Origin of the sequence: Rhodococcus sp. 14-2470-1b (genome assembly GCF_002259415.1) — a bacterium.
Classification (GTDB): domain Bacteria; phylum Actinomycetota; class Actinomycetes; order Mycobacteriales; family Mycobacteriaceae; genus Rhodococcoides.
This window is the reverse complement of the sequence record NZ_NPFY01000013.1, coordinates 65,755-91,624: the sequence shown is the minus strand read 5'-3', so window position 1 is coordinate 91,624 and position 25,870 is coordinate 65,755. Positions and strand designations below refer to the sequence as shown.

Below are 25,870 nucleotides of genomic sequence, written 5' to 3'. Positions count from 1 at the left end.
GCGGGCACCTGGTGGGAACAACACATGCCCCCCACCACACCCGAACCCACCACCGCCGACCTCCGACACGCACCCACCGACACCGCCCGCACCCGAATCCGACTCCTCCGCCGAAAACTACGACAACACAAAACCATCCAACGCCTCCGCGAACGAAAGAAACCACCACCCTTCTGACGTCCGGGGACGTTAGGGTGACCTGCGGGAGGCCGCCACATGCAGTTGACACCACAGGAGGACATCAATCGTCGAATGCTGCGAGCACGGGACGCAATGGACCGCCGGTACGCTGAACCACTGGACGTGCCAACACTTGCCGCGGTTGCGCACCTGAGTGCCTCGCAGTTCGGCAGGGTGTTCAAGCAGGTATTCGGTGAGACTCCGCACCGCTACCTCCAACGCCGACGCGTCGAACGAGCGATGACGCTGCTTCGCCAGACCGATCGCCCCGTCACCTCCGTGGCGTGGGACGTCGGTTTTGCCAGCCTGGGCACGTTCAGCAGGACCTTCACGACAATCGTGGGGTGTTCACCGTCGGACTTCCGAGCACGAAATCAACCCGTCCACGTTCCGTCCTGCTTCATTGCAGCATGGACCCGTCCGCGGACAGCGGTTTCGGAGAAGCGCCACGGGTAGACGGTCTACTAACGTCGCAATCATGACCACTAACCACATCACCTCCGTCCTCATCAAGAGTGTCCCTGTCCTCGACCAGGACGAAGCGCTGAACTTCTACTCCACCCACCTGGGCTTCGAGGTCCACGACGACATCGACCTCGGCTTCATGCGGTGGTTGACCGTTGCTCTTCCCGGAGGCGGTGTTCAGCTGCTGCTCGAGCTCGTCGGAGGCCCCCAACATGACGACGAAACCGCCGCCCAGGTGCGTGAACTCGTCACCAAAGGTGCGCTGGGTGGACTGTTCCTCACGAGCAGTGACGTCCACGCCACCTTCGCAGCCCTCCGTGATGCCGGAGTCGACATTACTCAGGAACCTGTCGAACAGCCGTACGGCACCGACTTCGGCTTCCGCGACCCCTTCGGCAACCACATCCGCGTCAGCCAGCCTGCCTGACGCACTCTCCGACGACGCACGCCGGGGGCGCTACGAGTTCACGAGTGGCAGTACTGCGGTCACTGTCCGCCGACCCCCAGATAAGCCTGCTCGATCTCGTCGATCCTCGGCAACATGTCCGACGCGGCTCCGTCGAGCACTATCCGGCCCTGATCGAGCACGTAGGCGCGGTCTGCGACTTGCAGGGCTGTGCGAGAGTGCTGCTCCACCAGCATCACGCCGACCCCGGTGCTTCGTGCCTCGTCGATCGCGCGGAAGATTCTCTCCACCACCAACGGTGCGAGTCCGAGCGAGAGTTCGTCCACCAAGAGCACCTTCGGTTTTGCTGCCAGTGCGCGGGCGACCGCAAGCATCTGCTGCTGGCCACCGGAGAGAAGACCTGCCGATCGAGTCAGGTGCGGTTCGAGCTCCGGGAAGATGGCCAGCGCGTCGTCGACGGTTCCCTGCCCCAGGCGGAGGTTCTGCAGTACTGAAAGCCCGGTGAACACGCCCCTTTCCTCGATGACGTAAGCGAGTCCGTCCCGGGCCCGGCGGTGAGCCGCGGTGGTGCACTCCTTCCCACCGAGCGCCACGACGCCCGCTGACGGACGCAGAATACCGCCGAGGGCCAGAAGCAGCGTGCTCTTCCCCGCGCCGTTACGTCCCAGCAAGGCCACCACTTCTCCGGGCGCGACGCCCACACTGACGTCGTGAAGGACGGGAATTTCCCCGTAACCGACACACAGATTTCGCGCAGCGAGCACCGAATTGTCCAGCGATGTCGACATCACACTGTTTCCGTTTCTCCGAGGAAGGCCCGGCGTACTTCACTGTCCAGCCGAATCTCCGCCGGGGTGCCGCGGGCGACGACTTTGCCGAATTCCAGGACGGTGATGTGATCGCACACCTTCATGACGAGGTCCACGTCGTGTTCGACGAGGAGAATACCCATCCCGCATTCGTCGACGAGACTCCTGATCAAGTCCACCAGCTCGTCTCGTTCGGGAGCGGACAATCCGGCCGCAGGCTCATCGAGTAGCAGCACCGCCGGTTGCGCCGCGACGGCGCGGGCAATCGCTACCAGCCGCCTTTGTCCGTAGGGCAGTTCGTGAGGACGACGATCGAGTACCGTGGCGAGGCCGAATCGGTCGACGGCCACCAACGCGGCTGGTGACAAAGCCATTTTCGCCGGCCATACCAGGTCTCGCAGGTACGTCCACTTGCGCTGCCTACCCGAGCCGACCTCGAGATTCTCGCGAACAGTCAACTCGTCGAACAGTTCCAGTGCTTGCAGCGTCCGGCCGAGACCCGCTTCCGCACGTGCTGCTGCAGACATCCGACCGAAGGACCATCCGTCGATCGACACGTCGCCGTCGTACCTGCGGGTGACGCCGGTGACGGAATCGATCAACGTCGTCTTTCCGGCGCCGTTCGGCCCGATGACTCCTTCGACGCTTCCCGCGGGAACCGTGAGGCTGACATTGTCCAGCGCGGTGACACCGCCGAACGACACACTGAGGTCACGGACTTCCAGATGTGATCCACGCCGTGAGAACGACTCGAACACAACGGGTTCGGCTACAGTCTCGGACAACGTCGAACGTGGGCTACGCCGCATCAGACGCCGCATCAGACGCCGCGCCATCGCAGCATTCTGTGGAACGAGACCGTCGGGCACGAGAACTAGATTGACGAGCAGAAGGACACCGAGAGCCAACGGTAGATATTGCTGCCAACCGGTGAGCGTCAGCAGGTAGTAGACCACTCCGCCGGTAACCGCGAACCCAGCCATAGGCCCGGCTGCGATGAACCCGGTCCCAGCCAGAACGACGGCGACGAGCAGGGCCATCGCAGCGTCCGTCGTGAACCCCGTGAATACGAGTTGCGGTTGGCTGAATGCTTCGACGGCACCCGCCAGACCCGCCAGCGCCCCCGCGACGGTCAGCGCATAGATCTTCGCCCGAGATGTGTTGATTCCGAGGGTCGCTGCCGCACGCTCACCGCTCCGAGTGGCCAGCAGCCTCCGACCGGCCTCACCGCGGCGTACGTTGGCCACTGCACAGCAACACAGCGCCAGGATCACGACGCAGAGTATCGCGAACCTGGTTGGGTGAGCGACGCTGTCGACATCGATACCGAACACGGTCGGTGCCGGAACCGATATCCCTGCAATACCTCCGGTGAAAGCCGGGTTCGCCAGAACGAGGGCCTGGAACGCCAAGGCCACACCGAGTGTCACGATCGCAACCGTGTCGCCCCGGACTCGTAGCGACAGCATTGCGATCAACGCCCCTCCGGCGGCGCCTGCACTTGCACCGGCCACCAGTGAGAGCACGAACGGAAGACCGACCTCCGACGCCAGCCGGGCTGCGACGAGTGCGCCGAGACCGGCAACCGCATACTGCGCGAGGGAAAGCTGCCCGGCGTACCCCGTCGACACCACGATCGACAGTCCGATGATGGCGGCAACGAGCGACGTGGACAGAGCGTCGAGCATGTTGCCCGACATGAGGAAGATGGCCACCACAACCACGACTGCTGTGGTCAGCGCAGTTCTCGGTTCGATTCGTCCCGATCCGACTGCGGGGAGCGCCTGCTTGGCATCTCCGCGAGGTGACAACGTGTTCCTACGCACCAACACCGCCGCGATGATCACCAAGAACGGGATGGCCGTGGACCACCCTGCGTCGCCGCTGATCCGAACGGTCTCGGCCTGCGCGACGCCGAGAAGCAGACCTCCTGCCATCGCCCATCCGAAGGAACGGAACGCACCGATCAACGCAGCCGCCAATGCCCCGTAGACCACATTGCTCATGGCGACGACATTGAGTCCGTTGATCGGCGCAATCAGGATGCCCGCGCCACCCGCGAGCAACGCCCCGAATGCCCAGTTGGCGAGCGATATGGAACGCGACGACCAACCAAGTACTTCGGCGGCTCGCGGATTTTCGGCGACGGCCACCGTCGCCGTTCCGAACCGCGTGTAACGGTAGGTGCACACGAGCAAGAACGTGATCACCGAACCGATGAGGAGGAGCAAGGCTCGGTCCGAGGTAATGACGAGTTGGTCGGTCAGACGCCAGGTCTTGCGCGGCAACACACTCTGTACGAACTGCGTGGAGTCGCCGTAGCGCAGAAGGGCCGCGGACTGAATGACGGTGAGCAGGCCGATGGTGGCCACCAATCGCGTCACCGAGGAAGCGTCCCGCAACGGCCGCATCACCGCCAATTCGATGACGGCTCCCAGTACGGCGCTGACCGCCAGGGCGATGAGCACCGACGTCCACATCGGCACGCCGGCGTCGGTGAGTTCGAAGTACACGTAGGCCGCTACGAGCGCGATCGCGCCCTGGGAGAAGTTCAGTACCTTGTTTCCCAGGAAAATCAGCACCAGGCCTTGAGCCGACAGGCCGTACACCGCGCCGACTCCGATTCCCAGAAGAGCGAACTGCAGAAAATCGTTCATGAGGAAGTGTCCTGTCCGTCGCGATCGTTCGCGACTAGCCGTTACCGGCGTCGATCAGGTCCCCGATCGGGACGAAGGGAGGATCGGCTGGGTTCTGTAGGACGGTCTGACCGTCCTCGATCGTCTGAAAAACAACCGTCGGATTGAACAACCTGGGGTATCGACTGCTGCCCGAAGTCGTGGAGTACGGAGGGGTGATGCCTCCCATGTCGAGTTCGCGAACGTTGTTCATCGCGTCCTGCACCGACGTCGAGCTGACGGTCTCGAGTGAGCCTGCCACTCTGACGAAGGTCCACATCGCCAGCCACTCGTGCAGTCCCGTCGCGGTTACGGGTATCGCCGGATCGAAGGCTTCGAGATCGGCCCGGAACTGCCGTATGCCCGGAGTATCCGCCGACGGGGGAACGAAGCCCTCCACCGACAGGACGCCCTCGGCGTCCTCACCGACACTCTCGAGAACCTTGGCGGTCAGGTTGAAAGGGAAGGTCGTGACGTGCGAGTCGGGTGCGAGCATGCGCATCGATCGCACGAATTCCGCTTCGTCGTTGGCAAATCCGGCGACGCTTGCACCATCGTCCGTGGCGGCGGCAACGACGGCGCTCAGGTCCGGTGATTTGGCGGGTACCTGGACCAAGCTGGCGAACGGGACATTCGCCTGCGCCGCGCCGGCCTCGACAGAACTACTGATGGCGCCCGAGATCCCGCCCAGCCCTCCGGGCACGACCACGCTCACCTCGCTCGCCCCTGCAGCCGCCAGCTGCACCCCCATTCCCAGCGTTTGGCCGACGAAGCCGGATACATCGGGGAACGATGCAGGACTGCTCAACCCGATGTCGGTGAAGGGATATACGCCCACTGCGGGAATACCTGCGGACTCCAGTATGGGGAGGACAGTCGTCTCGTTGGTGGTTTGTAGACCCACGACCGCTGCAACCTTTGCCTTCACCGCCTCGCGGGCACACTGCCGCGCGACATCGGGGTTGAGCTCGTCGCTGCAGACCAACACCTCGATCGGACGTCCGCCGAGGCCACCGGCCGCGTTGGCAGCTGCGGCAGCCGCGCGGGCACCCGCCGGAAACTCGGGGTTGGATGTTCCGAGTAGCGGTTGAGTCCAGTTTCCGATCGTCATCACCTTGACGGGTTCGCCTGTGAGTCCGGCGAACACATCAACACCGGTGCCATATTCGGAGGCCGACGATCCCGTGCTGCATCCGATCGCAAGCACCGATGTCGCTGCGCAGACCAGTGCGGCCTTCACGGAACGTTTCATGATTCGTCCTTCGACACGGTGACGACTACTTTTCCGAATGCAGCCGGGTCGGCTCGGCGTCGATGGGCATCGGCCATCTTCTCGAGAGGGAAGACCGAGTCGACGGGCATGCGGTACCGACCGGTTTCGATTCCGCGTATCCAATCCCGGAGCATCTGTGGGGTCCGCGGTGATCCGTGCACTCCCCCTGCCGTGAGACGAACCGACGGTGGAATGAATTCGAGAGGGTGCGGAAAAGTGTTGGTGGAGCGATCTTCACGGACGCCGCTCACCATCGAGTTCTTCTGATCCTGCAGAAGCCCAGTGAGACAGACGACCCCGTACTCGCGCACGCACTTCAACGTGTCCGGCAGGGTCGCCAATCCGAGCAGGTCGACAGCCGAGTCCGCGCCACCGGGGATGATCGCCTCGACCTCCTCGCGCAATCCGAGGCCGTCGACCACTACATGATCGACACCGTGGGCAAGCAACTGCTCGCGCTTCTGCGGCGCCCTCGTCGTGGAAATCACCTGCGCGCCCGCATCCTTGGCAAGTGAGGCAAGTGCAAGACCGACACCCGAGGTACCACCGCGGATCATCAAGGTCTTTCCTTCTATGTCACCCAACGCTGCAAGGCTCCCCGATGCCGCAGTGAACGAAGCAGGTATCGCCGCGAGGGTTGCAGAATCGAGCTCGGATTCGAAGGGAATGGCGTCTTCGGTGTCGACGCAGATGTACTCCGCCCAGGCACCGTCGCGCGTGTACCCGTATCCGCCGTAGCCGCCGGCGACCCGGGTACCCAGCACAACGTCCCTGTCGGGGGCCGATACCACTCGACCGATGAACTCGTTGCCGAGCGTCAAGGGAAGCAGAGCCGTCGACACCCCCTCCCGGCTGGCGATCTCCGACGAAATAACCGTCGTTGCATCGACTTTCACCAAGACCTGCCCGCTGCTAGGAATCGGGACGGGGACGACCTCCTGCTGTAGCGACTCGGGGCCACCCCCTTCGACGCCTGCCCTCACGGCACGCATCGTGCGCGGCACGCCCCGATATCCACGGGGCACAGTCGATATCGAAGCGGAATCGATGTAGTTCAACTTTTCTTCCTCTATCTCTTGGACGCACGTCCGGCGGAAAAAGACATGCGTGTAACGGATCTCGTTGCGGCAGACGTGGGTCACGGGTGCCACAACTCGGTGGTCGCGCGAAAGAACACACACGACCCTCGACGTGGGGTCCATCGGGTCGGCGCAGTACCTACGGCGCCGTCAGGTAACGACTGTGTCCGGCGTCCCGTCAGGGATCGAGTGTCGTCGGACGGGTCAGGTGCTGCATCAAGGTCAGCCGGTCACCCCGAACGCGAGTGAAGGCGTACTCCACCGGTGTGCCGGTGGTATCGCGTACGAGCCGTTCGAACAGCAGCAGTGGATGCCCCACGCGAACGTCGAGCAACTGGGCGACCAGATCGTCTGCGACGACAGCTTCTATGGAGTGATCGGTTGTGCCCAAATGGATCCCGGCCCTTTCGTACAGGGCGAACCATTCGGTACGAGGTCCGAACTGCGCAATCATGGGCACGAACGACGCGGGCACGTACGTGGTAGCGGTGTAGAACGGTTCACCGTCCAGCGACGTCAGCAGTTCGACGACGCCACAGTCGACCCCGACATCGATCTGCAGCCTTTGGGCGACCTGGGGCGACGCCGCCTCCTGGTTGACCGAGAGCACCTCGTGACTGATGTCGACGTCGACGCCGGCCGGACCGTGCAGGAAGTCGAAATCGTGCCGAACTCCGGTGGCGGTGGACAGGGTTCCTGCACCCTGGGCCCGTCGCACGAGGCCTTCGTCTCGGAGCAGCGCAAGTGCGTCACGGATAACCTGCCTGCTCGTGGAGAACGACAACATCAACGACGGTTCGCTCGGCAAGGTACCGGCCCGGAACTAGCCGTGCACGATCGCCGAACGAAGCAGGTCGCGCACACGCCGGGCCGCGGCGTTGCGCCGTCCCGTCCGTGGGTGAGGCCCTGATCCGTGTCGAAGCATGAAGTCAATGTAGGGAAGAAGATTTTGCGCTGCACTGCCCCTGCGTTACAAATAAGTTAAGCGGTTTGAGCACGCCCTCTTCAGCACTCTGAGCTGGGAAAACAGAGTTTCGGCGCCGAGGTTCGCCGCAAGATATTCGGTCTTCGAGTTGTATCGGGTCCAACGGGGGTGAATCGATGCGCGCGAACAGCACAAAGCGCGAGAGGTAGACCTCTCGCGCTTTGTCAACCGATTTCTAGGAACAGCGGAACACTGTGCAGCTCAGGGTATTCGACGACGCCCTTGGCCTACCTCCCCCATGACAGCAGAAACCACGCATCTCACTCGGCCAGGAAGCTCCCGACGAGCGCATTGAACCGCGCCGACTCTTCGATCTGCACCCAGTGGCCGCAACGACCGAAGACGTGCAGTTGTGACTTGTCGATCAAGCCGGCCAGCTCGACCGAGTTCGACATCGGGATCACCTGATCGTCGCGTCCGTGCACGATCAGGGTGTCGTTCTGCAGCTTCCCGACGAGCTCCTGATCGACCGTCATCGCGTCCACCCCCTGCTGCCTCGGCGCAGGGAACATCGCGCTGAATGCCTCCTGCACTCCGGGACGGGTGGCCGCGGCAAGCCGGAGCCTGGCTAGCTCGTCGTTCACCAGGGACCGGTCGTACGCGAACACATCGAGCAGCGACCTCATGTTCTCGAATGACGGCTCGAACCCCCACACCGCGTCCAGCCCGTCGGTGATCTCGAATGGGACGCCGACGCTTCCCATCAATACCAGCTTGTCGACGCGTTCGGGATGCCGGGTGGCGATGCTCAGGGCAAGCGCACCGCCGAAACTGTTGCCTACGATCGATACTCGATCCAATTCGAGAGCGTCGAGAAAATCGACGAGATGCCGGGTCCACACCTCCATTCCGTACTGGACGCCGTCGGGGCGCTCGGTGAAACCGAATCCGAGGATGTCGGGGGCGACTACGCGGAACGTCTTCGACAGTTCGGGAATCACGCCGCGCCAGTTTGCCCATGCCGTGACGCCTGGTCCCGACCCGTGAATCAAGATCACCGGTGCGCCGGTTCCTTCGTCGTGATAGTTGGTGGCGATTCCGCCTGCATCGACGGTCTTCGCTATCTCTGGTGTCTGCTCGGTAGCGGTGGTCATGTGAGAATCTCGTCTCTCTGTCGCGTGTCGGCTGTCTAGGTGACGACCGTCAGGAAGTCCTGATCCAGTTCACGGTGGGTGTAGTTGATTCCACGGGCAGCCTGATCCATGGTCCACGTGATGGTCCGGAAATCTTTGCCGGTGCGGTAGCCGCCCGAGAACACCTCGTTGCGGTTTCCCGCCGGGTCGAAGAAGTAGATGGTCTCGCCCCGGGTGATGCCGTGACGCGCGGGCCCGAAGTCGATGGGCACGTCGTGCATCGAAAACACGTCGCCGGCGTGCAGTAATGCCGACCAGTCGGCGATGTGGTACGCGAAATGATGAAGTTTTCCGTTCTCGCCTTTGACGAATGCGATGTCGTGGGGTTGTTCACCACAGAACATCCAGGACGCCACCAGGTCGGTGTTGTCCTCGCCGCCCACCAGCCGCTCGGCGGGCTGGAACTCCAGGCACTCCTCGAAGAAGCGCTCGAGCAGAACCGGGTCCTCGGTCGTGATCAGGGTGTGGTCGAGGCGGGGAACACCGATCCCGCGCACACCGGAACGCGGCCACGGGTCCGGGTTCCACAATCCCGTTGCCGTACCGACGTATTCGATGTCGGTGTACAGCTCCAGAGTATGTTCGGACGGGAGCGTCACCCGTAGTCCGTCTCCGACGGATTGGTTGTCGCCCTTGCTCATACGCTCGTATCGAGCACCGAACGCGCGGACTCGGTTCTCGATCTCGGCCAGGGACTTCTCGTCGGACACCTTGTAACCGAGCTTCGCCAGACCGACGCCGCCTTCGCGAAGAACGACGGAGTGATGGTCTGCCTCGTCCCACGACTTGAGGTAGACGGTGCCGTCGTCCTCGTGGACGGCGTCCATGCCAAGTGTGTTGATGTAGTGGGTCTTCGCTTCTTCCAGATCGGTTACGTCGATATGGACGTAACCCAGACGCATCACGGACATAGGTCTTGCTCCTGACTCGAGTGGTGAGTGGTGGTGTGCGTCGGTGCGGACGTGCAACCGAGTGCTTCGAACACGTTGACGATGCGGTCTCGGGCGCCCAGTTCGATCACGACATCCGACTGTGGGGTGGCTCGACACGGAAGGCATTTGTGCTCCTCGGGTGCCGGGCTCGGCCCGTCGAGCACAACGTCGCTGATGACGGCGGTGTACTCGACGGATCCTTCGACGAGGGTTGCTCTACAGGCCCCGCAGCCGCCACGACGACACTTGTAGCGAGTGCGATACCCGTTGCGCCGTAACGCGTCGACGATGGTTTCACCTGCGCGAACCTCGACATCTACGCCGGTGGGCCTGACCACGACGTGGAAGCCACCGGAACTTCCGGGAACCGGTGGCATCAGGTCGTCACCGTCGTTATTTGCGTAGGAAGACATTCACGTCGTCGTTTCCGATGAGGTCGGGAACCGTCCAACCGTCCAGGTTGTACTCGCTCATGAATGTCTCGGCCAGACCCTTCATCCCACCGACAACTCCGGTAGCCTGGGCACCGAACAACAGTTCGGCTTTGACGTTCTCATGATTTCCGGAGTAGTTGCGCTCGTAGAGTTCGTGTCGCCCACCGAATTCGGAGCCGATCGAATCCCACAGCGCCTTCATCACCTTGACGCGTTCGACTGCGTCGATCCCGTCCGAACCGCGAACGTACTTGTCCAGGAAGGGACGAAGTTCCGGAGATTTGAAGTCGGCGGCAGAGGACGGCAGGTAGATGAGACCGGACGCCACGTCCTGTTCGATGATCTCCTTGATGCGTGGGTATCCCTGCATCATGAACATACGATAGGTGAGGCCGTACTCCAGCTTGGGAATCACGGTGTCACCGATCCACTGTTCTGGGTCGCGAGCCATCGATTCGGTCAACGACCAGAACAGGTTTCGCCATCCGATCACCTCACCCACCCGCGTCTGGACGCCGCGGAAGTTGCCTGCACCGGTGCAGTCGAGCGCCTTGAGCAGGAGACCGGCGATGAAATCGAGTTTGACTGCCAGACGAGTGCAGCCCTGGAGCATCGCGCGTGGCAGGAATCCGGACTGCGGGAAGAAGGTGTTGATCTTCTCCACCGCCCCGTACATGAACACGTTCTCCCACGGCACGAGGACTTTGTCGAAGACGAGGATGGCATCGTTCTCGTCCATCCTCGACGAGAGCGGATAGTCGAACGGTGTTCCGACGATCGCGGCGTTCTGTGCGTAGGATGCGCGCGAGATGAGCTTGACGCCAGGTGATCCCATCGGAACCGTGCAGATGAGCGCGAATTCCTTCTTCTTGATCGGGAGACCGTAATGGGCGATGAAGTTGTAATTGGTCACTGCAGATCCCGTGGCCACCACCTTGGCCCCGGAGACGACCAGACCGGAGTCGGTCTCCTTCTCGACCTTCATGAAGACATCGCCGACCTGGTCCGGGGGTAGTCCGCGATCTACGGGCGGGTTGATGATGGCGTGATTCCAGTAGAGAACTTTTTCCTGGGACTCGCGGTACCACCGCTCGGCGTTGGCCTCGAACGGCGAGTACAGCTCCTTGTTGGCGTGCAACGTACCTAGAAAGGACGCCTTGTAGTCGGGGCTGCGGCCCATCCAGCCGTAGGTCATTCTGGCCCAAGTGGCGATGGCGTCTCGGTCGGCGAGCACGTCCTCTGCAGTCTTCGCGGTGCGGAAGAACGGCATCGTCACGCCGCCGCTGCCGGTATCCGTCGGACAGGTAAGCGTATCGACGTGCTCGCCGCTGTGCATCGAGTCGTACAGCCGAGCGATCATGCGCACCGAGTTGCGGAAGGCCGGGTGATTGGTGTGGTCCTTCACTCGCTCTCCGTGCAACCAGATCTCGCGGTCGTCCGCGATGGACTCGATGTACTCGTCGCCCGTCATGGGCTTGGTCGCGTACACCTGCGGCGTGTTGACCTCACTGTCGGCCGCAGGGTTGACCTGCGTGGAGTCTGTGGGTGTTGCGTCGGGCAGTGTTGCGGTCATGGTCTTCCTGTTCTTCTCGGATGGGTCTCGAGTAGGTGGATGGGGGCAGGTCAGGCTGGTGTCTTGATACGTGGTGCGATCGGACGGAAGACCGTGGTCTCGTCGAACCAGCCGCTGTTGGGATCGTCCATCGATCCGTTCCACGCCGCGGCGTGAGACGGTGCACCGAGGTCGTGAAATGTACTGCGATAGAAGACGAGTGGGTCCGCGCCCGATGCGGTGGCCTCGACGATCTCGCCGATGAAGATGATGTGGTCACCGCCGTCGTACTCCGCCCACGGGGTGCAGGACAGGGTCGCCGCCGAACCGCACAGGAGCGGCGCCGTCGGCCCGTCGGCCCATCTGGGACCTGGGTCACGGGGACGTCCGGCGAAGTGCATGGCCGTGTCGCTCTGGTCGGATGCGAGGATGTTGACGGCGAATGGAGACCCGCCCAGGTATTTGCACGCTTTGGACGATCTGGTCAGTGTGACCTGGCACAACGCCGGCTCCAGCGAGATCGACGTGAATGCCGTGACGGTGGCACCGTGCGGTTCTCCTGCATCGTTTCGGCACGTGATGACAGTGACGCCACTGGCGAACTCTCCGAAGATATTTCGCAGTTTGCGTGGATCCATTTCGGTACACCTTCGATCCAAATCGTCGTATCCGGTCTTGTGGTCTCGACGAGCAACCTATGACCGGGGTCACGCACCCGTCGATCCACCGAGCGAAACGAATATCCACCAGACGCAACGACCTCGATAACGCAACTCGAATCCGCATATAGTGAGCGGAATCACGGCAAGATGGCTGTCACCGAGGATCGTCCGCCACGAGGTCGGTGGGAAGGTGAGAGCAGGACAATGGCATCGAACGACGAAGAGGCTGCACGGTTCCCTGATTGGGAACACGTCCACGAAGCCGTGGCCGATGCGTACTTTCCGCACGAGATGCACCCTCTGACGGCCGGCGCGGAAGCTGCCGCGGCGGTCGGCTCTGCCGACCTCGGCACATGCAGAATCACCCATATCCAATTAGGTGCCGAGGTGTCTGTCAGTTCTGATCATCCCGGCGCTTACGGCATCAACATCCCGGTGTCGGGCTCCATGACGTCCTCGACCAACGGCGTCGAGGTGATTTCCGGCGTCGGGCAAGCCACCGCGTGCCCTCCGGACGCGCTCACGGTCATCCCGCAGTGGGAGACCAGCTGCCGAATCGTGGGGTTCAAGATCGACGAGGCGTACCTGCACACCGAGATGGAGCGAATACTGGACCGGCCTGCGTCTCCCGTGCCACTTCAGCTGGATCTGACAGCTGCAGGGGGTCAGAGCTGGCTCAGGCTGGTCCGAAGCGTCTACGAGCAGGTGCGTGAGGACGATGCGCTGTTGCACAACGATCTGATGCGCCGCCAGCTGGCGGGTGTACTCACGACTGGATTCGTACTCGCAACCGTCGACGACGTGTCGACCGGGCGACCAGGAACTCGCCCGAGGATCGTTCGCCGCGTCGTCAGCGCCATCGACGACGATCCGGCACGGGCGTGGACGCCAGGTGAAATGTGCGCGATCGCAGGAGTCAGCGTCCGGCGTCTCCAACAGGGTTTTCGAGAATACGTCGGGATGACACCCTTCGAGTACCTCAACTCCGTTCGGCTCGAACGCGCGCGAGCCGAACTGCTCGCCGCGCAACCTCCTACCACCGTTCTCGACGTTGCATCGAGTTGCGGTATCACTCACACGGGCCGGTTCGCTGCGGCCTACCGGCGGAGGTACGGCGAGCTACCGTCGACGACGCTCGCGCACTGAAATCCTGGTCCTGTCCCGCTCCGCCATCGCCGCCGTACGCCGCGTCGAGTACAGCCCGACTCCGCTCAGAAGCGCGCACACCAGGTACAGGCAGACCGCCATCGACCAGCCTCCAGCGAACGCACCCGTCGCATCGACGAGGAGCCCGGCAAGCGCCGGACCCAATGCGAAACCGAAGTACATCCCGACGGCGATGACACTGGACGCCTTCCCGACCATCGATGCGTCGACTACTTTGAGAGATCCGGCCATCAACACCACGTTGGCAGCGAGCGCAGACACTCCGTGTAGCGCCACACCCACCCACAGCAGGGCCTGCCAACCGGTTACCCCGGCACATAGAAGAGACAGCGACCCTGCTGCCGAACCCGAAGCCAGAATCAGCAACAGCACGTAGGTGTCGATCGCTCCCGACAGCGCACGTCCCCACAGAATTCTCGACGCGACCCCGAGGGCACCTGCCGCTGCGGCAGCCGCGCCGCCTACCGCCAGGGACAGACCCAGCGCATCGTGAGCGAACAACGGCAAGTAGACGTTGGTCGCCTGGACCGCTGCTCCGGAGACGAACGCGTACGCCGCGAACACCCAGACCGATACCGGGATCTTCTGTCGCTCTATCTCGTCGCGGGCCCGCGGAAGAACTCCCGAAGCACGCGCGTGCGGGCTGCGCGGCCACGAGAAGAACACGACTGCGATTCCTACGACGCTCAGAGCTGCACCGATCCACAGCGCACCTCTCCATCCGAGGACGAGGGCAACCGCAGGACAACCGAGACCCGCGAGAAATTGACTGAACTGGACGCCGGATTGCTTGATGCCCACCCACTGACCGCGGACCGCCGACGGCGCGTTCTCGCTGATCGCCCTGTTGGTCGCTGGGTTGCTCAGTGACTGCGCGACTCCGGACACCACCATGGACACCAACAACCACATGTAGTTCGTCGACAATGCCGCGCAGACGAAGGACACACCGGCACCGACGAAGACGAACAGCAGCAACGCGCGAACACTGCCCCGGTCCGTCGATCGCCCCAGCGTCAGCGACGTCAGCGACGCCGACAGAAACGTCACCGACGCCAACAATCCGAACTGCGCGAGGCTGATCTGCAGTGAATCCACGACGAGGGCGCCCGTGGCACTGAGACCGTACGTCAGCAGCGGACCGATCGCCATGGCGCCCGTCAGCGTCGTCAGCAGGCCCGCCGTGTTGCCTTCATCCATCGCGTCTGCGCCCTCTGCCTTCCACGAGAAGTGTTGCCACATGTTGGACACTACGAACTTACGCATGAGGTGTGCCCTGGCGTCCCATAGGTCGGGACAACTCCGGTACGAGGCACGGACACACACGTTGCGGAATATGGATACTCGCTGCGTTGGCTGGATCGACATTCTCACTCCCTCCACATACGTTCGGGTCACGTTCACACACAGGAGGATCGAGACGTGGAATCCACAGCAGCACCGATCGGGGTTCATCAGCAGTTCGACTTCGTCGCCATGCTCGACGGCGATCCGAACCCACCGGAAGGAATGTGCGCGTGCGGTGTTCGACCGCTCGGCACCGACGGCGTGAAGACCTGATTACAGTCAGCCGTCCCTGCAGCGTGAGGACGATCCATCCGACCTCGCTGTCCGAGACGAAACCGGAATTTCAGTTCTTGGACGCAACCAGATCGAGGGCGATGTCGGTGATCAGGTCTTCCTGTCCGCCGACGAGTCCGCGTTCCCCGACGGCGAGCAGGATTGCGCGGGTGTCGAGTCCGTACTGCTTCGCTGCTGCCTCTGCGTGGCGGAGGAAACTCGAGTAGACACCCGCGTACCCGAGGGTCAGCGTTTCACGATCGACTTGAACCGGCCTGTCCTGCAACGGCCGAACTATGTCGTCGGCCGCGTCCTGGAGTCCGAACAGATCACAGGCGTGCTTCCACCCGTGCAGGTCAGCGACAGCGATGAACGGTTCGATAGGACAGTTGCCCGCACCGGCACCGTGCCCAGCGAGAGATGCGTCGACGCGTGTGACACCCTCTTCGACGGCAACGACGGAATTCGCGACCGAGAGCGACAGATTCTGGTGAGCGTGAATACCGATCTGAGTCTCGGCTCGAAGGACGTCTCGGTAGGCGCGCACCCTGTCGCGGACCCCGTTCATGGTCAGGCGGCCACCCGAATCGGTGACGTACACACAGTGCGCACCATACGATTCCATCAGTTTCGCTTGCTCCGCCAGCTGTGCCGGTTCCGCGAGGTGGGACATCATCAGGAATCCGGAGACATCCATACCGAGCTCACGTGCTGTGCTGATGTGCTGCGCGGAGACGTCCGCTTCGGTGCAGTGAGTCGCCACCCGTACCGAGGTGACACCGAGTTCGAAAGCGTGCTCGAGTTCCTTCACGGTACCGACTCCGGGGAGCAACAGCGTGGTCAGTTCGGCGCGGTGCACCACCGCGGCAGCTGCTTCGATCCATTCCCAGTCGGTGTTGCTACCCGCCCCGTAGGTCAGGCTGTGGCCTGCGAGGCCGTCACCGTGAGTGACCTCGATGGCATCGACGCCGGCACTGTCGAGCGCACTGGCCACGCGCGCAACGTTTTCCGGACTGATGCGGTGCCGCATCGCGTGCATTCCATCACGGAGTGTGACGTCCTGAATGTACAGGGCAGCACCGTCGGTCGCGTTCGGTCGTGTCGAGGTTTCGCTCATCGTGATGCCTCCAGTGTTGCGGTTTCCGCGATCTTCTCCGCGACCTGCAGGGCAGCAGAGGTCATGATGTCGAGGTTGCCCGCATACGCGGGCAGGTAGTGTGCGGCGCCTTCGACTTCGAGGAACACCGAGACCTTCCACAGTCCGGGACCCTTGTCGACGCCGCCGGTCAGAGTCTCGACGGATTCGGCGTCGTCGAGTTGGGTGAACTGGACCTCTTGTTTGAGTCGGTAGCCCGGGACGTACGACGAGACCTTGGCGACCATGTTCAGAATGGACGCACGGATTGCGTCCTGATCCGGGTTCGAGACCAGTGCGAGGACGGTGTCGCGCATGATCAGCGGCGGCTCGGCCGGGTTGAGGACGATGATGGCTTTGCCTCGAGCCGCACCCCCTACCTTTTCGATTGCCTCGGAGGTGGTTTCGGTGAACTCGTCGATGTTCGCCCGGGTGCCCGGTCCAGCCGATTTCGACGCGATCGACGCGACGATTTCTGCGTAGTGGACCGGCGTCACCTGGGAAATTGCGGCCACTATCGGGATGGTCGCCTGTCCGCCACAGGTCACCATGTTCACATCCGGCGCGTCCAGATGTTCCTCGAGATTCACAGCCGGAACGACGTACGGACCGATCGCCGCGGGAGTGAGATCGATCAGTCGCTTGTCGTGTGGCCTGAGTGCCTCCTCGTTGGCGACGTGCGCTTTGGCGGAGGTCGAGTCGAAGACGATGTCTATGTCGGCGAACGCGGGGTGCTCGATCAGTCCTTGCACGCCTGAATCCACCGTGCTGATTCCCAGCCGACGAGCCCGCGCGAGACCGTCGGACGCCGGGTCGATGCCGACCAGCACCGCAATCTCGACGTTCTTCGCTACCCGCTTCAATTTGACGACGAGGTCGGTGCCGATATTCCCGGACCCGATCACGGCCACTTTCGTTTTGCTCATGCTGTCCTTCGATTCTTGTAGCGGGTTTCGGCTCAGGCCGTGAACGTGGCGGTGACGGAGCCGATTCCAGAGATCTGAGCCGTGTACGTCGAACCGGGGGTGACGGCGACCATGGGGCCCAGTGCGCCGGAGAGAATTACTTCACCGGCACGCAGGGGAGATCCGTAGGACAAGCTGGTGTTGGCCAACCACACCAGAGCCTCCCAGGGACTCCCGAGACAGTCCGAACCTTTGCCGGCAGAGACCTGCTCACCGTCCGCGGTCATGGTCATGGTGACCTCTGCAAGATCGGGTGCATCGCCGCGAGAGATACTCTCTCCCAATACATACAGGCCCGACGAGGCGTTGTCGGCAATCGTGTCGGCAAGGCTGATATCCCAGCCGGCAATGCGGCTGTCGACAATTTCGAACGACGCCAGGATCTTCTCTACGAACGTCGGCGCTTGCTCGGCAGTGATCGTCTCGTCGATGTCCGACGAGAGCAAGAAAGCGATCTCCGCTTCGATGCGAGGTTGCAGCAGCCGACCTGAATCCACTGCGTCGTCACCGGTGACGTCGAAGTCGTCGAGCAGTACGCCGAAGTCCGGCTGGTCGACTCCTAGCTGCTGTTGCACTGCCGGAGAGGTCAAACCGATCTTGCGTCCGACGACCGTGCGGCCCGAAGCGAGCAATGCTTCGATATTGCGTGACTGGACTCGATACGCGGCATCGATGTCCTCGCGGTCGATGACGTCCCGGACCGGGGTGCACGGTGTGCCTGTCTTCGCCGCGTCGGCCAGGCGATCGGCCGCTTCGCCGATCGCGCGTTGTTCGATAGTGGTCATGTCGCAGACAGTACGAGTCTGCGTCATCCGTGCCTAGGATTCATCTCATGAAACGGGATGACATGTCTCTGCTCGAGCGCTACACGTTGATACTGAGTGCGTTTCCTCCCGGTGCCGCTCTACGTCTCTCGGACGTGGCCACACGAACCGGCCTGCCGCGATCGACCGCGCATCGAATGCTCGTCGACATGGTGTCGGTGGGGTGGGTACAGCGCTCCGGTACCGAATTCGAGCTAGGTATGCGGCTGTTCGAACTCGGGGAGAGAGTGCCGGTCAAGCATCGCCTACGCACCGCGGCAATGCCGTTCATGCAGGATCTACACACTGTCACGGGGAACACGGTGCACCTCGGGGTGCGCGACGACCACGACATCGTTTACGTGGAAAAACTCCAAGGTCACGCGCCCATGTCACTGCCGTCGCACACCGGAGGTCGCCTGCCGTTGTCCTGCACCGGGGTCGGCAAGGCTGTGCTGGCGTTCGAGCAGGTCGAGCTTCGCGACGCCGTCCTCGCGCGCCCATTGCGCCGCTACACCCCCCAGACGATCGTCGACCCTGTCCTGCTCGAACGCGAACTCGTCGAGATTCGCCGAACCGGCATATCGGTCGAACACGAGGAGGCAGCGCTCGGCGGCTGCTGCCTGGCATCACCCATCCTGGTCGGCGGTGCACCTGTGGCCGCGATCTCCGTGTCGGTGCCGGCCGAGCAGTTTCGCCCGGAGCTGTTGGCTCCTGCCGTGCGCGCGACCGCCCTCGCGCTGGGCCGAGCGTTGTCGCGTCCCGGCTGACAAGTGTCCGCGACGCCGAGACCCGAGAGCACCGGACAACCGTGGCAGCGCTTGCGTGGTCCGACTCGTCCACATCGCGGACCCGGCACTTGAGCCTGTTCCGAGAACACAGTGTCGGATGGACCGCGGTGTCGATTTCGCACCGTAGTCGACGATGAGGACGAGCGATGATCGGAACGAGAATGCGACGAGCAGTGAAGGCGACGGGGTCGGCGGCTCTGGCAGTAGCACTGCTTACGGCATGCGCACCGAACACGAATCCCGAGAATGAGCCGCTCGCAGACGGCGCTGCGCTGGATCGCTTCTACCAACAGCACTTGTCCTGGGGAAACTGCGGGCCCGACTATGCGAGCACGGACGACGAGGTCACTGCCATGGACGTCGTTCCGGGGCTCGAATGCACGCGTCTCCAGGTGCCTCTCGACTACACCGATCCCAAAGGTGGTCTTGTCGAGATCGCGGTATCGCGTGTGCCGTCCCGAGGTGACGGACCCAGTACGCCGCTGGTGATCAATCCAGGCGGGCCGGGCGGGTCAGGCGTCGTCGGGGCGATCTTGACCGCCCTAGGGCTTGTCGAAAGCCCGATCACCGAGAACTTCGATATCGTCGGATTCGATCCGCGCGGTGTCGGCGCCTCACAACCGGCCGTGGATTGCTACAGCGACGAAGAAGCGGATGCAGGTACTGTTCCGCTCGGATCGCTGGGTACGACAGTAGAATTCACCAGCGACGACACGCAAGCGATCATGGACAAGTGCGCCGAGAGGTCGGGCGGTGTCGATGCCCTCGCGCACGTCGGGACCCGAGACACGGCGCGGGACATGGATGTTCTGCGAGCAGCACTCGGCCAGGACAAGTTGACGTACTTCGGTCAGAGCTACGGCACCCGCTTGGGCGCGGTCTACGCCGAACAATTTCCCGACCGCGTGCGCGCGCTGGTGTTGGACGCGGCTGTCGATCCTCGCCTCGACGGTCACGAGGCGGTGCTCAGTAGTTACGAAGGATTTCAGCAATCGTTCGACGGCTTGGCGACCGAATGCGCGACTCGAGTCGACTGCCCCCTGGGTAACGATCCAGCACGGGCGACCCAGAGGTTTCAGCAGCTCGTCAGGCCACTGCGTACCGAGCCTGTTCCTGCTCTCGACACAACGTTGGGCTTCGACGATGCAATCGGAAGCGTCATCTCGGGGCTCTACGCGCCGGATACGTGGCCGTCCATCGTCGACGGTCTCGCAGAACTCGTCCGAGGGCGGGGCGACGGTCTGATGCAGCTGCTCTACACCTTCGGGGGTCGCAGCGCAGCGGGCCAGTGGACCAACTTCACGGAAGCGAACTACGCGATCAACTGCATGGACCTCGATCGCCTGACGCCAACTCGAAGCGCCGAACTACGGCGCCGGACGTACGACCTGGCGCCGTTCATGGACCCCGGTGTCGATGTCGCCGACGGTGCCCGTGATGCGTGTGAGCACTGGCCCGCGGAGCCGACGCTCGGCTTTCCGTACGCGCAGGACGTCGACGGACTACCTCCCACCCTTGTCGTATCCACGACGCGCGACCCCTCGACCCCGCACTCCGGTGGCGTCAGCCTCGCCGATTCACTGGAAAGTTCTCTGCTCACCGTCGAGGGCAGCGCCCATGGCATCGTCGGACAGGGCACGAATGCGTGTGTCGATGGCATAGTGTCCGATTACCTGATCAACCTGCAGGTACCCGACGAGGATGCGCGCTGCATCACGTGAGGAGGGGTCGATATGGCCTGGAGTACACGTGAACTCGCGGAGCTCGCAAGTACGACTGTCAACACCATCCGTCACTACCACCGCCTGGGTTTGCTCGCGGAACCCGAGCGCTCGAGCAACGGATACAAGCAGTACCGCGCTGGGCACCTCGTACGTGTTCTTCGGATCAGACGATACCGAGAACTCGGTGTCCCTCTCACACAGATCGATTCCATCGACGGGCCCGACAGCGCGCTCCAAACTCTCGACGAAGAACTGGTAGCCGCCATCGAGCAATTGCAGCGCGCTCGGGAACGACTGGCGGCCACCCTGAGTGAGGGTGCCGAGTCCGATGTTCCCGCCGGATTCGGTTCTGTCGCCGACCGATTACCTGTTCCGGACCGAGCCCTGCTGACGATAATGGCGCAGTACTTCAACGATGATGCGTTGGAAGACATTCGAGCAATGATCGAAGTCGCACAGACCGATGTGGACCGCGAATACGAGCAACTGCCGGAAAGCTCGAGCGACAGCGAGCGCCAGGATCTCGCCGAGAGAATGACGGTGCTGCTCAGCCGGCACCTGGAGGACTACCCTTGGCTGCTCAACCGAGAGTCACACATCACCGCTGCACCGGACGTAGTGGACAGTGCCGTTTATCCATCGGTTGCAGATCTCTACCGTCCCGCACAACTCGACGTACTCGAGCGAGTCGTCTACCTCATCCACGGCCACCGATGAACCGATACCGTCTCGATGGATTCCCCTCGGCTAGCGACCTCCGGCCAATGACGACCACGCGGCTCCGGGCTGCGAGAAGCGCCGTGAGGCTGGTCATTACCTCGTCAACGGTAGGCCGTACTCAGAACCCGAAGACGCCTCGGATGCTGTGACCGATATCGATAGAGGCGCCGGAGATCGCATCCGCGAGTGGCGAGGCCAAGAAAGCAACCAGTGACGCGATGCCCTGTGCATCGGTCGGTCCGGGTGCGCCGATCGTTGTTGTCGACGGGTCCGGCTCTGCTACTACAGGTCCCGGGTGCACCACATTCACAGTTATCGACGATGCGTACAACTCATCTGCCAGACACTTGGTCAGAGCAGCGACCGCAACATTGCGAACCGACGCGGGTATGGAGTCGGTGAGGTGAGTATGTTGCCCGCAGATGTTCACAATCCGGCCGGCGTCGGATTCCGCCAGGTAAGGGATGGCCGCGCGTGCGCATCGGAGATAACCCATTGCCTTCGTGTCGACGGCGTCCAGTATCTCACCGATCTCGTCGGAGCGACCTGCTGCTTCTATCACGCTCTTCGCTGCAGGTGCTCCGGTGTTGATCAGAACGTCGAGACCCTCCATCCACTCGATGGCAGCAGCGGTAGCGGTTCGCACCGAATCGGGGTCGGTCGAGTTCACGAGCGTGTAGCCGACCCGCCCCCGCCCGACTGGGTCGAGTTCTTCCACTGCGCCGCGAAGTGACGACTCGGTACGCCCGCCCAGCATCACTTGTGCGCCTTCGTCCACAAAGGTTCGGGCGACCGCCTTGCCGATCAAGCCGGACCCACCGACGACAAAGATTCGCCTACCGTCCAGATCGAGATTCATAGTTTGGTTCCTCTGTTCGGGAGGTGCACTTGTCGGGCCGTCTCGAGGCCACGATGCACGGTGATGACAGTCACAGTAGACATAGAAAGACTGATTGTGCAAGGTCCGACATTTGCAGGAGACCTGACCGCCTTGTCAGCACGTTCTTGCCGCGTATTCGTTGGACTTAGCCATTGACGATCGCGTTAATGTCCGACATCATCGTTGGTGTCGGTATCGACGCGACGGTCCAGTGTCGAGTTCCCCCTTCGCTGAGCCGAGCAGCGCCGTGCTGTGGTGCCCTCACATAGGCCGACGCTGAACCCTCGAGCGTACGGTTCGGTTGCTGCGATCCAACCAACTGCACACAACCCTGAAATCGACTGCACTGCCACAGGTTCGGGCCCGCGAATACGCGATGCAACAGGCCGGCTTCGTGTATATGAATCCCTCAGCAAAGGATGACAATGAAGGTTTACTCCGCGATAGCGCACACGCTCACGGACTACGGGGTCGACACCATATTCGGTCTCATCGGTGACGCGAACATGTACAGCATCGGCGAATACCGACGGCTGGGGAAGGGAAGGTACATCGGCGCAGTGGACGAGGGCGGGGCGTGCAGTATGGCCGTCGGCTACGCCCGCGTCGGTGGAAAAGTCGGCGTGGCCACCGTAACTCACGGCCCCGGAGCCGCGAACACCGTAAACGCCGTCACAGAAGCCGCGCGCACCAACACTCCTTTCGTGCTGATCACCGGAAGCACACCACGGAAGCGATTCCATATCCAGGACATCGACCTCAAGGCACTGTTCTCGGCAACCGGAGCCGAATACTACAAGGTGCTGCGGGCAGAACACGTGGTCAACGACCTCGCGCGTGCACTGGCGCGAGCCGCCCGAACCAACTCGGCGATCGTCCTCGACATCCCGTACGACATCTGTCACGAGGACGTCGACTACGTTCCCGCGGAATTCATCTCGCACCCCAAACAGAAGTTCAGCCCCGACGATGTCTCGATGGACAACGCTCTGGGTCGATTGGCTTCCGCGAACAGACCGGTCATCCTCGCCGGTCGCGGTGCAGTGGAATCCGGCGCTCGCGACGAGTTGATCGAACTCGCCGATCTCCTCGGCGCTCCGTTGGCAACAACCGCTGCGGCGAAGGATTTCTTTCACGGAGAAAAATACAATCTCGGAATCATGGGCGACCACGGGCAACCATGGGCGGTCGATATCATCGCCAAGAGTGACTGCATTGCGGCATTCGGCGCTGCGTTGAACAACTACACAACAGTCGACGGAGAACTGCTCGCAGGAAAATCCGTCATCCAAGTCGATTCAGCAGCCGGCGCAATCGGTCGATTCAATCCCGTCTCCTGCGCGGTGACCGCAGATGCCGCCACTGCAGCGGCCGCAATGGTCGAGCAGCTCAAAGAAGCAGGCGTCGCGGCAACCTCGTTTCGCGACTCCCAGCTCACCGGTGGCGTGCTCGAGCGAGATCCGCGTCAGTACTTCACCGACCGCAGCACGGACACCGAGCTCGACGTTCGGACCGCCATGGTGACCCTCGACGAGAACCTCCCGGCCGACCGCGTCATCGTCACTGACGGAGGCCGATTCGTGCCGGCTCCATGGGGATTTCTTCACGCCTCGACCGCGAGGAACTTCACCCATACCTACGGCTGGGGTTCGATCGGACTTGGTATAGCTACCGCCGTTGGAGCGGCAGTTGCGAATCCGGATGCCGTCACCGTATGCGTCGCTGGTGACGGAGGCGGCATGATGGGTTTGATCGAGTTCTCCACAGCGGTGCGTCACAACATTCCGTTGCTCGTCGTCGTACTCAACGACAGTGCCTACGGCGCGGAATACAGCAAGTTCGAGCAGACAGGCTTTTCGCCCGACAACTGCTTTCAGAGCTGGCCCGAGTTCTCCGAAGTCGCTCGATCCCTCGGCGGTAGGGGAATCACGGTCCGGACCGAAAAAGAGCTGCGCGACGTTGTAGCCGAGATCGGAGATCTGACGGACCAGTTACTCATCGAGATCAAGGCCGACCCGAGCGTCGACCCGATGGCTCCGTGACGACAGTAGAACTCGACAGCTCGGCCCCTCGTGAGTATCACGAGGGGCCGAGCTTGCAGGACACACGACATCCAGCATGAAGCGTAGTGCCGCAGGGAGAACCGACGGATGACCATTCACACCGAAGTCGCTCGAAAACCACTCGGACAGGCAGTCCTGCGTCCCCGCCAACAGGTCGAGGAGACAATCAGATCCGCCATACTGTCCGGAGACCTCGAGAGCGGTGAAATGCTTCCGCCGGAGGCAGAACTTGCCCGGCAATTCAACGTGAGCCGGACTACGCTGCGAGAAGCGCTCCGAGTCCTCTCCTCCCAGCACCGAGTCACATTCTCGTGCACCGCGGCATGTGATCGACCACGCCACGGAAGGGACCTGCATCAGCGTGCAACTGTTCGGACCCCAGCGGTCCCGATGCTCAGGTGAACGTCACCGTTACGCTACCGACGTCGTTCAAGTCCGCACTGTAGCAACCCGGTTCGGCAGCTACCGGATCTGCGAACGTGCCAGTCGACACCACCTGCCCCGCACCCAGTGAGAGACCGCGGCGGTCGAGCTGTTCCAGCAGCCAGTGAAGTGCGTGAATCGGCGATCCCATGACTGCGTCAGAATTGCCGTCGGCCACAACCTCCCCGTTGCGCGTCAACGTTGCTGGTATTGCGCGCCAGGGCAAGGACTCGGATGAAACACTGTTTCCTACGACAAGGTAGCCGGCCAGAGCGTTGTCGAGGACGTGACTGTGCACCGTGTGCCCTGCACCAGGGGATCCGGGCATCCAGTTCCGGAATCGTGAGGTGGGCAGCTCGATCCCGGGCGCAACGCGCACGCGGTGTTCGAGTTCGGTGATCGACATCGATGCGTTCAACTCCTCCACCGCGGTCAACACCAGTTCAGGTTCGATCAGGAAGCCGTTCTCGGTGGACAGATTCACCGTTGCGCCCGAAGGGAGGAGCCGCTCGCGCATCAAGCGTCCGTATGCCGGACCGGTCGAGCCCAGAGCCGCTTGATCTTTCGTGCGAGTCAGACTGATCTTGTACCCGCCGATCGCGCCACGGCGCACACGGACGACCTCATCCAGGATCGAGTCGCGGAACATGTATGGATCCAGATGGGCAAAATTTCGGATCGATTCGTCGAGGTCCAACGGAGGCGCACCGGAGTAGGCGTCGATCAGGTGCCGCGCGATGTTCGTCGGTGTTTGCGTAGGAAGACTCATCACAACTCCGTGAAAGTTCGGTATGAACGCCGACGCAAAGATACCATGCAGTCGGTCTACTGTCCGACAGTAACCAAAAGGTACAGGTGCGTAACCGGCACAGAATTCGCCGCATCCTTCGACCGCACGTACTAAACGTCAGACGTTAGACTGTTCGTCTTAATTGAATCTAAAAGTCGAAAATGATCAGAATGTTTCTCACTGAGTGAGAGTATGCCTGTTGACCAACGTGGTTCACATCACACACTGAGCGGCACGCGGCTGTGATCACAGTCGAAAGTTGTC

The 25,870-nt window shown here is 62.4% G+C and carries 25 protein-coding genes; 9 read left to right on the top strand and 16 right to left on the bottom strand.

All coding sequences use genetic code 11. The annotated features are described in order from the left end of the window. Positions 1 to 216: 216 nt before the first annotated feature. Together CH293_RS11840 and CH293_RS11835 are read left to right on the top strand one after the other, a co-directional pair. Positions 217 to 636, top strand: a complete 420-nt coding sequence (locus CH293_RS11840; RefSeq protein WP_094720320.1) for a helix-turn-helix domain-containing protein — start codon at positions 217 to 219, stop codon at positions 634 to 636. 22 nt (positions 637 to 658) lie between these two features. Then, positions 659 to 1,072, top strand: a complete 414-nt coding sequence (locus CH293_RS11835) for a VOC family protein (RefSeq protein ID WP_037104240.1) — start codon at positions 659 to 661, stop codon at positions 1,070 to 1,072. A gap of 59 nt (positions 1,073 to 1,131) precedes the next feature. Here the strand turns inward: CH293_RS11835 and CH293_RS11830 are convergent, their stop codons facing one another. The 10 genes from CH293_RS11830 to CH293_RS11785 form a co-directional block, all read right to left on the bottom strand. Next, on the bottom strand, positions 1,132 to 1,839 hold the full coding sequence (locus tag CH293_RS11830; RefSeq protein ID WP_094720319.1) for an ABC transporter ATP-binding protein: 708 nt from the start codon (positions 1,837 to 1,839) through the stop codon (positions 1,132 to 1,134). Beyond that, positions 1,839 to 4,517, bottom strand: coding sequence for a branched-chain amino acid ABC transporter permease/ATP-binding protein (locus CH293_RS11825; RefSeq protein ID WP_094720318.1), 2,679 nt, complete (start codon positions 4,515 to 4,517; stop codon positions 1,839 to 1,841). The genes CH293_RS11830 and CH293_RS11825 overlap by 1 nt, the downstream gene beginning before the upstream one ends. A 34-nt stretch (positions 4,518 to 4,551) precedes the next feature. Further along, a complete protein-coding gene (locus CH293_RS11820) occupies positions 4,552 to 5,787 on the bottom strand; it encodes an ABC transporter substrate-binding protein (protein ID WP_094720317.1) in 1,236 nt (411 codons plus the stop codon). Further along, positions 5,784 to 6,812, bottom strand: coding sequence for a zinc-binding dehydrogenase (locus CH293_RS11815; RefSeq protein WP_176459988.1), 1,029 nt, complete (start codon positions 6,810 to 6,812; stop codon positions 5,784 to 5,786). The genes CH293_RS11820 and CH293_RS11815 overlap by 4 nt, the downstream gene beginning before the upstream one ends. A gap of 253 nt (positions 6,813 to 7,065) precedes the next feature. Then, positions 7,066 to 7,695: a GntR family transcriptional regulator gene (locus CH293_RS11810; RefSeq protein ID WP_094720315.1), complete on the bottom strand. Its 630-nt coding sequence runs from the start codon at positions 7,693 to 7,695 to the stop codon at positions 7,066 to 7,068. A 437-nt stretch (positions 7,696 to 8,132) separates the two neighbouring features. Beyond that, positions 8,133 to 8,966 carry an alpha/beta fold hydrolase gene (locus tag CH293_RS11805; RefSeq protein WP_094720314.1) on the bottom strand — a complete coding sequence of 278 codons (834 nt, stop codon included), beginning with the start codon at positions 8,964 to 8,966 and terminating at the stop codon, positions 8,133 to 8,135. A gap of 35 nt (positions 8,967 to 9,001) precedes the next feature. Then, positions 9,002 to 9,916 carry a catechol 2,3-dioxygenase gene (locus CH293_RS11800; protein ID WP_037104219.1) on the bottom strand — a complete coding sequence of 305 codons (915 nt, stop codon included), beginning with the start codon at positions 9,914 to 9,916 and terminating at the stop codon, positions 9,002 to 9,004. Further along, complete coding sequence (locus CH293_RS11795; RefSeq protein WP_255122827.1) at positions 9,907 to 10,314, bottom strand: 2Fe-2S iron-sulfur cluster-binding protein; 408 nt, start codon at positions 10,312 to 10,314, stop codon at positions 9,907 to 9,909. The genes CH293_RS11800 and CH293_RS11795 overlap by 10 nt, the downstream gene beginning before the upstream one ends. A 16-nt stretch (positions 10,315 to 10,330) precedes the next feature. Beyond that, entirely contained in the window at positions 10,331 to 11,944 is a 1,614-nt protein-coding gene (locus CH293_RS11790; protein ID WP_094720312.1) for a 4-hydroxyphenylacetate 3-hydroxylase family protein, read from the bottom strand. A 50-nt stretch (positions 11,945 to 11,994) separates the two neighbouring features. After that, positions 11,995 to 12,561: a flavin reductase family protein gene (locus tag CH293_RS11785; RefSeq protein ID WP_037104214.1), complete on the bottom strand. Its 567-nt coding sequence runs from the start codon at positions 12,559 to 12,561 to the stop codon at positions 11,995 to 11,997. Positions 12,562 to 12,789: 228 nt separating this feature from the next. On the opposite strand from CH293_RS11785, the gene CH293_RS11780 reads away from it, so the two are divergent. Then, positions 12,790 to 13,731: an AraC family transcriptional regulator gene (locus CH293_RS11780; protein ID WP_094720311.1), complete on the top strand. Its 942-nt coding sequence runs from the start codon at positions 12,790 to 12,792 to the stop codon at positions 13,729 to 13,731. Here the strand turns inward: CH293_RS11780 and CH293_RS11775 are convergent. After that, positions 13,705 to 15,018 (bottom strand): MFS transporter, encoded by a 1,314-nt coding sequence (locus CH293_RS11775; RefSeq protein ID WP_255122826.1) that lies wholly within the window; start codon positions 15,016 to 15,018, stop codon positions 13,705 to 13,707. The two genes, CH293_RS11780 and CH293_RS11775, sit on opposite strands and share 27 nt — an antisense overlap. A 156-nt stretch (positions 15,019 to 15,174) precedes the next feature. On the opposite strand from CH293_RS11775, the gene CH293_RS28205 reads away from it, so the two are divergent. Further along, positions 15,175 to 15,312 (top strand): hypothetical protein, encoded by a 138-nt coding sequence (locus CH293_RS28205; protein WP_176459987.1) that lies wholly within the window; start codon positions 15,175 to 15,177, stop codon positions 15,310 to 15,312. Positions 15,313 to 15,382: 70 nt separating this feature from the next. On the opposite strand, the gene dmpG is transcribed toward CH293_RS28205, so the two are convergent. The 3 genes from dmpG to CH293_RS11760 are packed head-to-tail and all read right to left on the bottom strand — an operon-like array spanning position 15,383 to position 18,197. Then, complete coding sequence (dmpG, locus tag CH293_RS11770; protein WP_094720310.1) at positions 15,383 to 16,429, bottom strand: 4-hydroxy-2-oxovalerate aldolase; 1,047 nt, start codon at positions 16,427 to 16,429, stop codon at positions 15,383 to 15,385. Then, positions 16,426 to 17,373, bottom strand: coding sequence for an acetaldehyde dehydrogenase (acetylating) (locus CH293_RS11765; protein ID WP_094720309.1), 948 nt, complete (start codon positions 17,371 to 17,373; stop codon positions 16,426 to 16,428). Before CH293_RS11765 ends, dmpG begins: the two co-directional genes overlap by 4 nt. Positions 17,374 to 17,405: 32 nt before the next feature. Next, positions 17,406 to 18,197: a 2-keto-4-pentenoate hydratase gene (locus tag CH293_RS11760; RefSeq protein ID WP_094653370.1), complete on the bottom strand. Its 792-nt coding sequence runs from the start codon at positions 18,195 to 18,197 to the stop codon at positions 17,406 to 17,408. Between the two features lie 47 nt (positions 18,198 to 18,244). On the opposite strand from CH293_RS11760, the gene CH293_RS11755 reads away from it, so the two are divergent. From CH293_RS11755 to CH293_RS11745, 3 genes are all read left to right on the top strand, one after another. Next, positions 18,245 to 18,985, top strand: a complete 741-nt coding sequence (locus tag CH293_RS11755) for an IclR family transcriptional regulator (RefSeq protein WP_094720308.1) — start codon at positions 18,245 to 18,247, stop codon at positions 18,983 to 18,985. A 167-nt stretch (positions 18,986 to 19,152) separates the two neighbouring features. After that, on the top strand, positions 19,153 to 20,727 hold the full coding sequence (locus CH293_RS11750) for an alpha/beta hydrolase (RefSeq protein WP_094720307.1): 1,575 nt from the start codon (positions 19,153 to 19,155) through the stop codon (positions 20,725 to 20,727). Between the two features lie 12 nt (positions 20,728 to 20,739). Next, positions 20,740 to 21,447: a MerR family transcriptional regulator gene (locus tag CH293_RS11745; protein ID WP_094720306.1), complete on the top strand. Its 708-nt coding sequence runs from the start codon at positions 20,740 to 20,742 to the stop codon at positions 21,445 to 21,447. 121 nt (positions 21,448 to 21,568) lie between these two features. On the opposite strand, the gene CH293_RS11740 is transcribed toward CH293_RS11745, so the two are convergent. Then, positions 21,569 to 22,309 (bottom strand): SDR family NAD(P)-dependent oxidoreductase, encoded by a 741-nt coding sequence (locus tag CH293_RS11740; protein ID WP_094720305.1) that lies wholly within the window; start codon positions 22,307 to 22,309, stop codon positions 21,569 to 21,571. A gap of 446 nt (positions 22,310 to 22,755) precedes the next feature. On the opposite strand from CH293_RS11740, the gene CH293_RS11735 reads away from it, so the two are divergent. Beyond that, positions 22,756 to 24,372 carry a thiamine pyrophosphate-binding protein gene (locus CH293_RS11735; RefSeq protein ID WP_176459986.1) on the top strand — a complete coding sequence of 539 codons (1,617 nt, stop codon included), beginning with the start codon at positions 22,756 to 22,758 and terminating at the stop codon, positions 24,370 to 24,372. A gap of 108 nt (positions 24,373 to 24,480) precedes the next feature. Further along, on the top strand, positions 24,481 to 24,795 hold the full coding sequence (locus CH293_RS11730; protein ID WP_255122825.1) for a winged helix-turn-helix domain-containing protein: 315 nt from the start codon (positions 24,481 to 24,483) through the stop codon (positions 24,793 to 24,795). Here CH293_RS11730 and CH293_RS11725 read toward each other — a convergent pair. Further along, on the bottom strand, positions 24,788 to 25,585 hold the full coding sequence (locus tag CH293_RS11725; protein WP_094720303.1) for a 2-keto-4-pentenoate hydratase: 798 nt from the start codon (positions 25,583 to 25,585) through the stop codon (positions 24,788 to 24,790). The genes CH293_RS11730 and CH293_RS11725 overlap by 8 nt on opposite strands. Positions 25,586 to 25,870 lie beyond the last annotated feature (285 nt).

What these genes read in the sequence shown, in the direction of transcription:
- CH293_RS11785 (WP_037104214.1), bottom strand. Translation starts at nt 12,561, where the DNA reads ATGGATCCACGCAAACTGCGAAATATCTTCGGAGAGTTCGCCAGTGGC.
- CH293_RS11820 (WP_094720317.1), bottom strand. Translation starts at nt 5,787, where the DNA reads ATGAAACGTTCCGTGAAGGCCGCACTGGTCTGCGCAGCGACATCGGTG.
- CH293_RS11840 (WP_094720320.1), top strand. Translation starts at nt 217, where the DNA reads ATGCAGTTGACACCACAGGAGGACATCAATCGTCGAATGCTGCGAGCA.
- CH293_RS11795 (WP_255122827.1), bottom strand. Translation starts at nt 10,314, where the DNA reads ATGCCACCGGTTCCCGGAAGTTCCGGTGGCTTCCACGTCGTGGTCAGG.
- CH293_RS11805 (WP_094720314.1), bottom strand. Translation starts at nt 8,966, where the DNA reads ATGACCACCGCTACCGAGCAGACACCAGAGATAGCGAAGACCGTCGAT.
- CH293_RS11800 (WP_037104219.1), bottom strand. Translation starts at nt 9,916, where the DNA reads ATGTCCGTGATGCGTCTGGGTTACGTCCATATCGACGTAACCGATCTG.
- CH293_RS11735 (WP_176459986.1), top strand. Translation starts at nt 22,756, where the DNA reads ATGAAGGTTTACTCCGCGATAGCGCACACGCTCACGGACTACGGGGTC.
- CH293_RS11725 (WP_094720303.1), bottom strand. Translation starts at nt 25,585, where the DNA reads ATGAGTCTTCCTACGCAAACACCGACGAACATCGCGCGGCACCTGATC.
- CH293_RS11780 (WP_094720311.1), top strand. Translation starts at nt 12,790, where the DNA reads ATGGCATCGAACGACGAAGAGGCTGCACGGTTCCCTGATTGGGAACAC.
- CH293_RS11755 (WP_094720308.1), top strand. Translation starts at nt 18,245, where the DNA reads ATGAAACGGGATGACATGTCTCTGCTCGAGCGCTACACGTTGATACTG.
- CH293_RS11765 (WP_094720309.1), bottom strand. Translation starts at nt 17,373, where the DNA reads ATGAGCAAAACGAAAGTGGCCGTGATCGGGTCCGGGAATATCGGCACC.
- CH293_RS11830 (WP_094720319.1), bottom strand. Translation starts at nt 1,839, where the DNA reads ATGTCGACATCGCTGGACAATTCGGTGCTCGCTGCGCGAAATCTGTGT.
- dmpG (WP_094720310.1), bottom strand. Translation starts at nt 16,429, where the DNA reads ATGAGCGAAACCTCGACACGACCGAACGCGACCGACGGTGCTGCCCTG.
- CH293_RS11790 (WP_094720312.1), bottom strand. Translation starts at nt 11,944, where the DNA reads ATGACCGCAACACTGCCCGACGCAACACCCACAGACTCCACGCAGGTC.
- CH293_RS11835 (WP_037104240.1), top strand. Translation starts at nt 659, where the DNA reads ATGACCACTAACCACATCACCTCCGTCCTCATCAAGAGTGTCCCTGTC.
- CH293_RS11740 (WP_094720305.1), bottom strand. Translation starts at nt 22,309, where the DNA reads ATGAATCTCGATCTGGACGGTAGGCGAATCTTTGTCGTCGGTGGGTCC.
- CH293_RS11750 (WP_094720307.1), top strand. Translation starts at nt 19,153, where the DNA reads ATGATCGGAACGAGAATGCGACGAGCAGTGAAGGCGACGGGGTCGGCG.
- CH293_RS11825 (WP_094720318.1), bottom strand. Translation starts at nt 4,517, where the DNA reads ATGAACGATTTTCTGCAGTTCGCTCTTCTGGGAATCGGAGTCGGCGCG.
- CH293_RS11745 (WP_094720306.1), top strand. Translation starts at nt 20,740, where the DNA reads ATGGCCTGGAGTACACGTGAACTCGCGGAGCTCGCAAGTACGACTGTC.
- CH293_RS11760 (WP_094653370.1), bottom strand. Translation starts at nt 18,197, where the DNA reads ATGACCACTATCGAACAACGCGCGATCGGCGAAGCGGCCGATCGCCTG.
- CH293_RS11775 (WP_255122826.1), bottom strand. Translation starts at nt 15,018, where the DNA reads ATGCGTAAGTTCGTAGTGTCCAACATGTGGCAACACTTCTCGTGGAAG.
- CH293_RS11730 (WP_255122825.1), top strand. Translation starts at nt 24,481, where the DNA reads ATGACCATTCACACCGAAGTCGCTCGAAAACCACTCGGACAGGCAGTC.